Raw genomic sequence first — 11,920 nt, forward strand, 5'->3', positions numbered from 1 at the left:
GTCTGAGTCCGATCCCTCCAGCCCCTAGGAGCACTCCCATGGCAGCCTTCGTGGACCGCGTGGTCCTCCACCTCACCGCCGGCAACGGCGGGCACGGGTGCGTCTCCGTGCATCGCGAGAAGTTCAAGCCCCTGGGTGGCCCCGACGGCGGCGACGGGGGCGACGGCGGCGACATCACCCTCGTGGTGGACTCGCAGACCACCACGCTGCTGGACTACCACCACGCCCCGCACCGGTCCGCTGAGAACGGCCAGCCGGGCATGGGCGACCACCGCGAGGGCAAGAAAGGCCAGTCGCTCGTGCTGCCCGTGCCGGACGGCACGGTGGTCAAGGATGAGCAGGGCAACATCGTGGCCGATCTCGTGGGGGAGGGCGCGACCTACGTCGCCGCCGCCGGCGGTCAGGGCGGCCTCGGCAACGCGGCTCTGGCCTCCGTGAAGCGCAAGGCGCCCGGCTTCGCGCTGCTCGGCCTGCCGGGGGAGAGCCGGGACCTGACGCTCGAGATCAAGACCGTGGCGGACGTCGCGCTCGTGGGCTTCCCCTCGGCCGGCAAGTCCTCCCTCATCGCTGCCCTGTCTGCGGCCCGTCCCAAGATCGCGGACTACCCGTTCACCACGCTCGTGCCCAACCTCGGGGTCGTGCAGGCCGGCGACGTGCGCTTCACCGTGGCCGACGTCCCGGGCCTGATCCCCGGTGCCTCGGAGGGCCGCGGCCTCGGCCTGGAGTTCCTGCGCCACGTCGAGCGCTGCGCCGCGCTCGTGCACGTCCTCGACTGCGGCAGCCTCGAGTCCGACCGCGACCCGATCGCCGACTTCGAGGCCATCGAGGCCGAGCTCGAGGCCTACGCGGTGGAGCCCGTCTTCTCCCAGGGCGGGGAGGGCGTCGTACCGCTGAACGAGCGGCCCCGCCTCATCGCCCTGAACAAGACCGACCTGCCCGACGGCGCCGCGATGGCGGACATGGTCCGCGACGAGCTCGAGGGCCGTGGCCTGCGGGTCTTCGACATCTCCGCGCTGGCCCGCGAGGGCCTGGACGCCCTCAAGTACGCCATGGCCGAGCTCGTGGCGGAGGCCCGTTCCCGGGTGGTCGAGCCCGCGCCGGCCGCGCCCGTCGAGGTGCCGCGCCGGCATCGCCGCCGTGGCGAGCGGGCCGAATTCACGATCCGCCGCGAGGAACGCAACCTCGAGCCGCTGTTCCGCGTGCGCGGCGAGAAGCCCGAGCGGTGGGTCGCCCAGACGGACTTCCAGAACGACGAGGCGATCGGCTACCTTGCGGACCGGCTCCAGCGGGCCGGCGTCGAGGACGGCCTGTTCAAGGCCGGTGCGAGGCCGGGCGACGCCGTCGTGATCGGCGACGACGTCACGGGCGTGGTCTTCGACTGGGAGCCCACGCTGTCCGCGGGAGCCGAGCTGCTCGCCGGGCCCCGTGGCACCGACCTGCGGCTCGACGAGCGCACCCGCGCGACCCGCGCGGAGAAGCGCGCCGAGCAGGATGCCCGCCGGGCCGCCCGTGCGGCGACCCGGGCCGAGATGGAGGCCGAGCGACGCTCCGGCCTGTGGACCGACACCGACGATCGAGAGGGATGATCCATGTCCGTGCGGCGCACCGTCGTCACCCGCTATCCGACCCCCGCCACGCGCGGCTCTGAGGACCCGCGGGCCAACCCCGTGACCTCGCGGGAGACGATGCAGGCCGCACGCCGAGTGGTCGTGAAGATCGGCTCGTCCTCGTTGACCACCCCGGACGGCCTGGACGTGGAGGCCATCGACCGGCTCGTGGACGTCCTCGCCGCCGAGCGGCAGAAGGGCACCCAGGTGGTGCTCGTGTCCTCCGGTGCCGTCGCGGCCGGCTTCCCCCACCTCGGGCTGGGCCGACGCCCCAAGGACACCGCCACCCAGCAGGCCTCGGCGGCGGTCGGCCAGAGCAAGCTCATGGCGCACTACACCACGAGCTTCGGCCGGCACGACACGGAGGTGGCGCAGGTGCTCCTCACCGCCGAGGAGCTCATGCGGCGCACCCAGTACACGAACGCGCACCGCGCCCTGTCGCGGCTGCTCACGCTCGACGTGATGCCGATCGTGAACGAGAACGACGCCGTGGCCACGCGCGAGATCCGCTTCGGCGACAACGACCGCCTCGCGGCCCTCACCGCCAACCTCTGCAAGGCGGACCTGCTGGTCCTGCTCTCGGACGTGGACGCCCTCTACACGGGCCACCCCTCGAACCCGGACGCACGGCGCATCCCGGAGGTCACCTCGGACGACGATCTGGCCGGCGTCGACGTGCGCGTGCCCGGTTCCGCGGGCGTGGGCACGGGCGGCATGGTGACCAAGGTGGACGCGGCCGGCATCGCGGCCACCACCGGCATCCCGACCCTGCTCACCTCGGCCGCGAACGCGGGCGCCGCGTTCGCGGGGGAGGACGTGGGCACGTGGTTCTCCGCCACCGGCCGCCGCCGGTCCGCGCGCGCGGCGTGGCTCGGCCTCACGGCGGAGGTCCGGGGCCGGCTCGTCATCGACGACGGCGCGGTGGCCGGGGCGATCGACCGCGGCCGCTCCCTGCTGGCCGCGGGCATCACCGGCTGCACGGGCGACTTCACGCCGGGCGACGTCGTCGAGATCGTGGACGCGCACGGCCGGGTGCGGGCGCGCGGCCTCGTGCAGTACTCCTCGTCGCAGCTGCCCGCCATGCTCGGGCGGACGACCGCCGACCTCCGCGAGGACCTGGGCGCGGGCTACGACGGCGTCGTCGTGCACGCCGACGACTGGGTGCGCCTGGCTCCGCCGCAGCGCTGACCGGCACGGGCTCCGGCCGCGGCGACGGACCGGGGCCTCGTGCCTCGTCCGGGGCGCTCGATAGGCTGGGGGCATGCAGACCACCGAGAGCACCGCACCCCAGGATCAGTCCGGCCGCCAGGACGCCGAGGCGCCGACGCCCGAGGTCGAGGAGGCCGTCCGCCAACGGGCCGAGTGGGCGCGTCAGGCCGTGCCCGAGCTGGCCACCGCCGGCCGCGTCCGCAAGGACGCCGTCCTGCGCCACATGGCCGAGGCCCTGCGCGCCAACGCGGCCGCGATCATCACGGCCAACCGCGAGGACCGCAGCCGCGGCCGCGAGGCCGGCACCTCGGCGGCCATGCTGGACCGCCTCAAGCTGGACGAGGCGCGCGTCGAGGCGCTGGCCCTCGCCCTGGAGACCCTGGCCGGCCTGCCGGACCCCGTGGGCACCGTGGTCCGCGGCGGCCCGCTGCCCAACGGCGTGCGGATGAGCCAGGTGCGGGTGCCCCTGGGCGTCGTGGGCGCCGTGTACGAGGCCCGTCCGAACGTCACGGTGGACATCGCCGGCATCGCCCTGAAGTCGGGCAACGGCGTGATCCTGCGCGGCGGCTCGGCCGCGGAGTCCACCAATGCGGTCCTGATCCAGGTGCTGCGGGAGGCGCTCGTGGACCAGGGCTTCGACCCCAACATCATCCAGGGCATCGACGACCTCGGACGTCCTGGCGTCGCCGCCCTGATGGCCGCCCGTGGCGCGGTGGACGTCCTCGTCCCGCGCGGCGGCCGTGAGCTGATCCAGCGCGTGGTCCGTGAGGCCCGGGTGCCCGTGATCGAGACGGGTGAGGGCAACGTGCACCTGTACGTGGACGCCTCCGCACCCAAGCAGATGGCGGTGGACATCGTGCTCAACTCGAAGACCCACCGCACCTCCGTGTGCAATGCGGCCGAGACCCTGCTGCTCCACCGGGACGCGGAGGAGGTGGGCCGAGAAGTGCTGCGCGCCCTCACCCGTGCCGGCGTGCTGCTGCACGTGGACGAGGCCGCGCGGGCCTGGCTGCCCACGCTCGCCGACCGCGGCGACCACGCCCGGGACGCCGTGGACGCCACCGAGGAGGACTGGGGCACCGAGTACCTGGACATGGAGATGGCCGTGCGCGTCGTGGACTCCCTCGACCAGGCGATCGAGCACATCGGCCGGTGGTCCACGGGCCACACCGAGGCCATCGTCACGAACGACCTGGCCGCGGCCGAGCGGTTCATCACCGAGGTGGACGCCGCGGCCGTCATCGTGAACGCGTCCACGCGCTTCACCGACGGCGGCGAGCTCGGCCTCGGCGCCGAAGTGGGCATCTCCACCCAGAAGATGCACGCCCGCGGGCCCATGGGCCTGGAGGAGCTCACGACCACCAAGTGGATCCTGCGCGGCGACGGGCAGATCCGCCGCTGAGCCGGGCTACGATGGACACCAGGACCCCTTCGGCCCGGCCCCGGCCCGGCCGTCTGACCCGCTGCACCGAGGAGCATCCATGCTGAACACCTCCCTGATCCTGGCCGCCGCCGAGGAGGGCCACCACGTCGTCAACGAGCTGCCGATGGACCCCATCTGGTACGGCCTGCTCGTCTTCGCGCTGCTGATGGCCGCCCTGGCCGCCACCATGTCCATGCGCTCCCGCGCGCTGCGCCTGCCCGAGCCCACCACCGCGGTCCAGCACCACGGCACCGGCCGCGGCTCGCACACCTCCGGTCACTGACGTCTCACCGGCCCGCCGCGTCGCCGCCTCCGCCGGGGGCGACGCGGCGGGCCGTCCGTTCGTCTCCTGAGCGCATGACCGTCGCCTCCCGCACCCCCGTCCCCGAGCCCACCGCCGGGGGCGTGCGCCGTCGTCGCCTCGGCATCATGGGCGGCACCTTCGACCCGATCCACCACGGGCACCTCGTGGCCGCCTCTGAGGTGGCCGCCGAGTTCGCGCTGGACGAGGTCATCTTCGTCCCCACGGGTCAGCCGTGGCAGAAGTCGGACCGGCAGGTCTCCCCGGCCGAGGACCGCTACCTCATGACCGTGGTGGCCACCGCCTCCAACCCCCGGTTCACCGTCTCCCGGGTGGACATCGACCGCCCCGGCGCCACCTACACCGTGGACACGCTGCGGGACCTGCGCCGCCTGCACCCGGACGCCGAGCTGTTCTTCATCACCGGCGCGGACGCCATGGGCCAGATCCTCACGTGGAAGGACGTGGACGAACTCTGGGGCCTGGCGCACTTCGTCGGTGTCACCCGTCCCGGCCACGACCTCTCGGACATGGGCCTGGGCGATGACGTGTCCCTGATGGAGATCCCCGCCATGGCGATCTCCTCCACGGACTGCCGGGAGCGCGTCCGCCGGGGCCGGCCCGTCTGGTATCTCGTCCCGGACGGCGTCGTCCAGTACATCGCCAAGCACCACCTCTACGTCTCGGAAGAGGAGACCTCGTGACCGTTCCCCAGACCACCCTGGACGCCCTCACCACCGCCGCGGCCGCCGCCGCGGACAAGCTCGGCACGCACATCGTCGCGTTCGACGTCGCCGAGCGGCTCGGCCTGACCGACGCCTTCCTGATCGCCTCCGGCGCCTCGGAGCGTCAGGTCAACGCGATCGTCGACGGCGTCGAGGAGGCGCTGCTGAAGGACGAGCAGCTCAAGCCGCTGCGTCGCGAGGGCCGGTCTGACGGCCACTGGGTGCTGCTCGACTACGGGCACTTCGTGGTGCACGTCCAGCATCGCGAGGACCGCGAGTTCTACGCGCTGGACCGCCTGTGGAAGGACACCCCGGCGATCGACCTCGGCCTGCCGGAGGAGAGCACCCGACCGGACGCGGCCGCCCAGGACGACGGCGCCTCCGCCTCGCACGCCTCCTGAGCGCGGTCGCGAGATGCGCCTGATCCTGCTGCGTCACGGCGAGACCGACTGGAACGCCCTGGACCGCTACCAGGGGCACACGGACATCGAGCTGAACGCCGAGGGGGAGCGCCAGGCGCGCCGCGCCGCCGGCGGCCCCGTGGGCGACCTGATCGAGGTCGCGGAGGAGCTCGTGGCCGTCTGCTCCCCGCTGGCCCGGGCGCGGCGCACGGCCGAGATCGTCCTCCAGGCCCGGGTGGGCGCGGCGTCCGTGGCCGTCGACCCGGAGCTGATGGAGCTGGCCGGGGGAGAGTGGGAGGGCCTGGAGCTCAGTGCCATCGCGGAACGCTGGCCGGACGAGCACCGCCTTTGGCGGGCCGAGCCGGCGCTCGACGCCGGCCCCGTGGGCGGGGAGACCCTGCGCGGGGGCGGCGAGCGGGCCCTGCGTGCGCTGCGCGGACACGTTCCCCCGCACTGGGCGGACACCCCGCGCGACGGTGGTGCCCACACCCTGCTCGTCGTGGCCCACGGTGCGCTGATCCGCGCGGCCACGGGGCTGCTCCTGCGTCACGAGGGCGAGGCCTTCGCGGCGATGGAACGGATCGGCAACGCCCGCGCCGCCGTGCTGCAGGGCGCGTTCACTGCCGACACCGGGGCCGAGGGCTGGGGCGATTGGACCCTCGAGGGTTACGGCATCTGAGGGCGCCCCGGCCTGGACGCCGATTTGGCGCCCGCACGGGGACCGTGTACGCTGGTCGAGTTGCCAGCGAGGCGAACGGGCCGGAAACGGCGCGTGAAGATCGCGGGTGGCGCCCACATCTGGGGGTATGGCGCAGTTGGTAGCGCGTCTGCATGGCATGCAGAAGGTCAGGGGTTCGAATCCCCTTACCTCCACCAGTCAGAAGGCCCGGTCCACACGGACCGGGCCTTCGTCGTCGTCGGACTCCCGTGCGGGGCCGGGAGGCGACCGCCGCCCCGCGACATCACCGCGGTTCTGCACTGCGGTGATGTCGCTCCGCCGCGGTCGGTGCGGGGGACACGCCGGGGTACGCTGCGCGCTCCGCCGCCGTGAGTGCGGGTTCCACCGCACGGCCCTCCCGCGCCGAGGCGACGGCGGCCTCGAGCACCGCCATCACGGCGACGGCCTGGTCGGGGGTGGCGGCGTCGCTGCTCGCGCGGCCCAGGATCGCGTCGCGCACGCCCGCGTAGGACCGCTGCTGGGCTCCGATCGGCGCGGGGACGCGCTCGGTGTTCCCCTCCCCGTCGTGCAGGAGGATCGGGTCCGGATCGACGCCCCAGCCCTCGGCGCCGGGGAGCAGACCAGCGCGCAGCTGAACCTCCTGCCGATCCGGCAGTTTCTTCACCGCGGAGCCACGCGTGCCGTGGACCGCGAAGCGCGGGCTGCCGCCGGCCACGAGCATCGACGCCTGCAGGACCACGCGCCGGCCCGGGTACTGCAGCACGCAGTGCGCCCAGTCCTCGACCGGGGCGCCCGGACGCAGGGCCGCGAGGTCGGCGTCTACGCGTTCGGGGACACCGAAGAGCAGGAGCGCCTGGTCGACCAGGTGCGGTCCGAGGTCGAACCAGATGCCGCCCCCGGGCACCGCGGCTTCCCGCCAGCGGTCCCGGACGGTCGGGCGGAAGCGGTCGATCCGGGACTCGAGGTGGACGACGTCCCCGAGCCGGCCGGAGCGGACCAGCTCGGCGATGCCCAGGAAGTCGCTGTCGAAGCGGCGGTTCTGGAACACCCGCAGCACCCGCCCGGTCTCGACCGCGAGGTCGCGAAGCTCCCGCGCCTCGGCGAGACTCAGCGTGAAGGGCTTGTCCACCACCACGTGCCTACCCGCCCTCAGGGCCGTGCGCGCGAGCGGCGCGTGTTGGTCGTTCGGGGCGGCGATCACCACGAGGTCCACGTCGTGGCGAGCCAGGAGCTTGTCCACGTCAGGCACCACGACGACGTCCGGCAGGTCCGCGTGCACCGCGTCCGGGCGGCTCGAGACGACATGGGTGAGAGCGAGTCCCTCCGTGGCGTGGAGCAGGGGGACGTGGAACGTCTTCCCGGCGAACCCGTAGCCGATCAGGGCGGTGCGGATCGGTGCGTCAGTGCGGGACATGCAGGACCTCCTGGGCTGGCGGGGGGGCATGGGGGCGTCTCCTGCACGCTAGGCCGTGGCGTCGCGGCGGTCCATCGACGCCGCCCGGCCGGTTTGCGCGGTTGCCGCAGGCCGGGTATTCTGTTCAGGTGCTCCGGCCGGTCCGCCGGAAACGGAGTCACCACCCACCTGGGGGTATGGCGCAGTTGGTAGCGCGTCTGCATGGCATGCAGAAGGTCAGGGGTTCGAATCCCCTTACCTCCACCAGTCAGAAGGCCCGGTCCGTGCGGACCGGGCCTTCGTCGTCGTGACGGCCAGCTCGCCGTCGAGAACCACCGGTCACGACCGGGTTGCGGTCCAGCGTCGATCACGCATCGACGTCGCACAGCCCTTTCACGGCAGGCTCTCGGCGGACAGACTCGAGGCGTCTCCACCCGTGGAGCCCGGACCACCGGTGCTGCAGAGGCGGGGGCCGCCGGCCCTGTCCGGTTGACTCAGTGAGGAGCTGCCATGTCCGTCATCCGTACCCGTCGTCCCTCCCTCCGTCACCTGCCCGCCGCCGTCGCCGCCGCCGGCCTCATCACCACCGTCGCCCTCGCCGGCCCCGCCGCGGCCTGGGACGACGCCCATGGCCCCCAGGCCGGCTACTTCCAGGCCGTCGACCACGAGAACGTCACCGCCGCCTTCTTCCAGACCTACGACGGCTACGACCCGGAGGACCTCACGCTCACGCTCACCCCGGTGGCCGAGGACGGCACCCGCCTGGAGGGCGGCCAGGAGGTGGAGTTCACCGGCCTGGACGTCATCGACGGCGGCGCGGTGGACGTCCTGGAGACCCGCCGCGCGCTCGGCGCGGCCGGTGAAGGCCTCGTGCGGTACGACGTCGTGGCCGACGGGCAGATGCTGAACATGGGCATCACGCTCCAGGCGGACGCCGACCTCGCCGACGATCAGGGGGCGGCCGTGCACGCCGTCGACGGCCCGCAGATGGCCCACCTCGGGGACCGGCCCCTGGCCTGGGACTCGGCCGTGCAGTTGGCACCCGGGGTGGCGGGCGCCGAGATCGTCCACCTGGTCGCCGCGCCGACGATGGAGAACACCTACGCGACGGTCGTGGCCGAACCGGCCCACGGTGAGGTCTTCGCGTTCCGTGACTCGGAGCACTCCGAGCTCCGTGCCTGGTACATCCCCGACGAGGGCTTCGTCGGTACGGACACCTTCACCGTCGACTTCCACAGCGACCACGTCGCCCACGTCCAGACCGTCACCGTGCATGTCGGCGAGGAGATCTCCGCCGCGTACGACGGCTTCCTCGATGCCGAGGACGGCGTCCTCAACGGGAAGCCGCTCGACCTGACCGACCCGGACACCGCAGCGGCGCTCGCCGCGTTCCGGGGCGACGAGGCCGCCCCGGCTCCGGAGGATGAGGAGGAGCAGACCGCTCCGGTCGAGGGCGACGCCGACGAGCAGCACACGACCCCGGACACCGTCGAGACGGGGCAGTCCACCGGCTGGTGGCTGGCCGGCCTCGGCGCCGCCGCCGCGGGGGTGCTGGTCGCGGCGCGTCGTCGTCTCGGCCTGACCCGCTGACGGCCCGCCGCACACGGCCCCGTCGACGCGCCGCCCCTCTCACACACAGGGGCGGCGCGTCCGTGCCGGCCTGACACGCGGCCGGCAGTCCGCGGGTCAGTCGCCGAGGCCCGCGAGCAGCAGGTCCAGTCCCTCCTCGAAGGGTGCGTCCGCATAGGGGTTCCGCGCCCCCGTCGCGCGCGTGCCCCCGCCCGCCCGGAAGGCCTCGGCGACTGACCCGCGGACTGCCGGCCGCGTGTCAGGCCGGCACGGACGCGCCGCCCCTGTGTGTGAGAGGGGCGNCCCGGAAGGCCTCGGCGGCCGCGCCAAGCGCGGGCAGGCGCTCCTGCGCCCCCGCCACCTCGAAGATGTCGGCCGGAGCGTCGACGTCGTACGCAGACCCGTAGATGAACGACTCGAGCGCGATCACCCGGGCCAGCACCTGCTCCGGCGCCAGACCGGTCCGGGCCAACACCGCGCACACCGTCTCGTAGACCCGCTGCGTCGACGGGGCTCCCTCGATCGGCAGGGTCGCGATGAGCGGGATCAGCGGCGGATGGGCCGCGAAGACGTCGCGGTAGGAGCGCGCCCACGCCCGCAGGGCGGCGACGACGGGCACCTCGCCCCGGATCGCGGCCTCCAGCTCGACGAGCGAGACCTCGCCCATCACGGCGTCCTGCAGCAGGACGAGCAGCTCATGCTTGCCGCTGATGTGGTTGTAGAGCGCGCTCGGCGCCACGCCCAGGCGACGGCCGACCGCCGCCATGGTGAGCCCTTCGTATCCCTCGGTGCGGGCGACCGCGAGCGCCGCGTCCGCGATCGCTTCGCGGCTCAGAGCGGGGGAGAGAGGTCGTCCGCGGCGGCGGCGCGCCCGGGGCGGTTCAGTGGTCTCGTCCATCCGGCCATTCTGACCCGTCGGACGGGCAGGAGGTGTCAGGCCGGCTACGGACCAGCCTTCCCTTCCCGGCGCGCGGCCCGTACAGTGAGCGCCGACACTCTAAATGAACGGCATTCACCCGGGCCCCGCCCGATGCCCCGTCCCCGCCAGGGGAGCCCCCCATGACCCCATGACCACCGCCCCCGCCACCGCCGGCCGCGAGCGCCGGACGAGCGACGTCGTCGTGATCGGCGCCGGCCCGGCCGGCCTCATGGCCGCCCGCACCGCGAAGGCCCAGGGCCTGTCCGTCACCGTCCTGGAGGCTCGCCGGCGCGTCGGCGGCCGCACCTGGAACGGCCTGGTCGAGGGCGCCGACGGCAAGGACCACTTCATCGAGATCGGCGGCCAGTGGATCTCCCCGGACCAGACCCGCCTCATCTCCCTGGTGGAGGAGCTCGGCCTGCCGACGTTCTCCCGCTTCCGCGACGGTCGCAACGTCTACGTGGACCCGCGCGGAGAACGCCACGTCTACGACGGCCTCGACTTCCCGGTGGCCGAGAAGACGGACCGGGAGATGGATCGCCTGATCGCCAAGATCGACGAACTGACCGCCGAGATCGACGCCGCCGCCCCGTGGGAGCACCCGCGGGCCGCCGAGCTGGACAAGATCTCCTTCCGGCACTGGCTGGAGCAGCAGTCCGACGACCCGGAGGCCATCGACAACGTCTCCATCTACATCGCCTCCGGCATGCTGACCAAGCCCTCCCACACCTTCTCCCTGCTCCAGGCGCTGCTCATGTCCGCCTCGGCCGGGTCGTTCCGCAACCTGGTGGACGAGGACTTCATCCTGGACAAGCGCGTCGAGGGCGGCATGCAGTCCGTGTCCCTGGCCATGGCCGCCGAGCTGGGCGACGACGTCGTCCTCGGCCAGCCGGTGCGCACCCTGCGCTGGGCCGAGCCGGACCCGTCCACCGCGGACGAGAAGAACGGGGTGGCCGCGGACGTGCGCAACGGCGTGGCGCACGACGGCGCCGCCGGCGACGTCGTGGCGCTCACTGACGACTACGAGGTGCACGCCCGCTACGCGGTCCTGGCCGTCCCGCCGAACCTCTACAGCCGCATCTCCTTCGAGCCGCCGATGCCGCGCGAGCAGCAGATCGCGCACCAGCACATCTCCATGGGCCTGGTCATCAAGGTGCACGCCGTGTACGAGACCCCGTTCTGGCGCGAGGAGGGCCTGTCCGGCACGTGCTTCGGTGGGGGCCGTCTCGTCCAGGAGATCTATGACAACACCAACCGCGGCGAGAACCTGGCCGGTGGCGCCCCGGGCAAGGAGGACCCGCACGGCACCCTCGTCGGCTTCGTGTCCGACGTGTACGCGGAGCAGATGTGGGCCCTGCCGGAGGAGGAGCGCAAGGCCGCGATCCTCGGCGCCATGGCCGAGTACCTCGGCCCCCGGACCCTCGAGCCGATCGCGTTCTTCCTCTCGGACATGGCCGCCGAGGAGTGGACCCGAGGCGCCTACGCCACCAGCTACGACCTCGGCGGGCTCTCCCGCTGGGGCCACCTCCAGAACCGCCCGACCGGTCCCATCCACTACGCGTGCTCGGACATCGCAGCCGAGGGCTACCAGCACGTGGACGGCGCGATCCGCATGGGCGAGGCCGCCGCCCTGGCCATCGCCGAGCGGGAAGCCACCGACGCGGGGCAGCCCACCGGCTGACCGGCCCGACGGA

10 protein-coding genes, 2 tRNA genes and 1 pseudogene are annotated in these 11,920 nt (G+C 73.3%); 11 read left to right on the forward strand and 2 right to left on the reverse strand.

The window, feature by feature from the left end; translation table 11 throughout:
• The first annotated feature begins 38 nt into the window (after positions 1 to 38).
• The 8 genes from obgE to CITRIK5_RS03730 all read left to right on the forward strand — a co-directional run bounded on the left by obgE (position 39) and on the right by CITRIK5_RS03730 (position 6,542).
• Positions 39 to 1,586, forward strand: a complete 1,548-nt coding sequence (obgE, locus tag CITRIK5_RS03695; protein ID WP_060973657.1) for a GTPase ObgE — start codon at positions 39 to 41, stop codon at positions 1,584 to 1,586.
• Between the two features lie 3 nt (positions 1,587 to 1,589).
• Positions 1,590 to 2,795, forward strand: coding sequence for a glutamate 5-kinase (gene proB / locus CITRIK5_RS03700; RefSeq protein WP_036316929.1), 1,206 nt, complete (start codon positions 1,590 to 1,592; stop codon positions 2,793 to 2,795).
• Between the two features lie 73 nt (positions 2,796 to 2,868).
• The gene (locus CITRIK5_RS03705; RefSeq protein ID WP_036316932.1) at positions 2,869 to 4,218 is read left to right on the forward strand and encodes a glutamate-5-semialdehyde dehydrogenase; all 1,350 of its coding nucleotides are present in this window, start codon (positions 2,869 to 2,871) and stop codon (positions 4,216 to 4,218) included.
• Between the two features lie 79 nt (positions 4,219 to 4,297).
• Positions 4,298 to 4,522 (forward strand): hypothetical protein, encoded by a 225-nt coding sequence (locus tag CITRIK5_RS03710; protein WP_036316935.1) that lies wholly within the window; start codon positions 4,298 to 4,300, stop codon positions 4,520 to 4,522.
• A 74-nt stretch (positions 4,523 to 4,596) separates the two neighbouring features.
• Positions 4,597 to 5,244 (forward strand): nicotinate-nucleotide adenylyltransferase, encoded by a 648-nt coding sequence (nadD, locus tag CITRIK5_RS03715; RefSeq protein WP_123244143.1) that lies wholly within the window; start codon positions 4,597 to 4,599, stop codon positions 5,242 to 5,244.
• Entirely contained in the window at positions 5,241 to 5,666 is a 426-nt protein-coding gene (gene rsfS, locus CITRIK5_RS03720; RefSeq protein WP_002853902.1) for a ribosome silencing factor, read from the forward strand. The genes nadD and rsfS overlap by 4 nt, the downstream gene beginning before the upstream one ends.
• A gap of 13 nt (positions 5,667 to 5,679) precedes the next feature.
• The gene (locus tag CITRIK5_RS03725) at positions 5,680 to 6,345 is read left to right on the forward strand and encodes a histidine phosphatase family protein (protein ID WP_123244144.1); all 666 of its coding nucleotides are present in this window, start codon (positions 5,680 to 5,682) and stop codon (positions 6,343 to 6,345) included.
• Positions 6,346 to 6,466: 121 nt separating this feature from the next.
• A tRNA-Ala gene (locus CITRIK5_RS03730) sits at positions 6,467 to 6,542 on the forward strand.
• A gap of 86 nt (positions 6,543 to 6,628) precedes the next feature.
• Here the strand turns inward: CITRIK5_RS03730 and CITRIK5_RS03735 are convergent.
• Positions 6,629 to 7,759 carry an oxidoreductase gene (locus CITRIK5_RS03735; protein WP_127434962.1) on the reverse strand — a complete coding sequence of 377 codons (1,131 nt, stop codon included), beginning with the start codon at positions 7,757 to 7,759 and terminating at the stop codon, positions 6,629 to 6,631.
• Positions 7,760 to 7,929: 170 nt separating this feature from the next.
• On the opposite strand from CITRIK5_RS03735, the gene CITRIK5_RS03740 reads away from it, so the two are divergent.
• Together CITRIK5_RS03740 and CITRIK5_RS03745 are read left to right on the forward strand one after the other, a co-directional pair.
• Positions 7,930 to 8,005: transfer RNA gene (locus tag CITRIK5_RS03740), tRNA-Ala, on the forward strand.
• Between the two features lie 243 nt (positions 8,006 to 8,248).
• Positions 8,249 to 9,328, forward strand: a complete 1,080-nt coding sequence (locus CITRIK5_RS03745; protein ID WP_036340945.1) for a hypothetical protein — start codon at positions 8,249 to 8,251, stop codon at positions 9,326 to 9,328.
• Between the two features lie 282 nt (positions 9,329 to 9,610).
• Here CITRIK5_RS03745 and CITRIK5_RS03750 read toward each other — a convergent pair.
• Positions 9,611 to 10,205, reverse strand: a pseudogene (locus CITRIK5_RS03750) (TetR/AcrR family transcriptional regulator); the annotation flags it as partial.
• A 169-nt stretch (positions 10,206 to 10,374) separates the two neighbouring features.
• Between CITRIK5_RS03750 and CITRIK5_RS03755 the strand changes: the two are divergent.
• Positions 10,375 to 11,907, forward strand: a complete 1,533-nt coding sequence (locus tag CITRIK5_RS03755; protein ID WP_041103003.1) for an NAD(P)/FAD-dependent oxidoreductase — start codon at positions 10,375 to 10,377, stop codon at positions 11,905 to 11,907.
• The last annotated feature ends 13 nt before the right edge of the window (positions 11,908 to 11,920 follow it).

The organism is Micrococcus sp. 116 (assembly GCF_902506395.1).
Classification (GTDB): Bacteria; Actinomycetota; Actinomycetes; order Actinomycetales; family Micrococcaceae; genus Micrococcus; species Micrococcus luteus.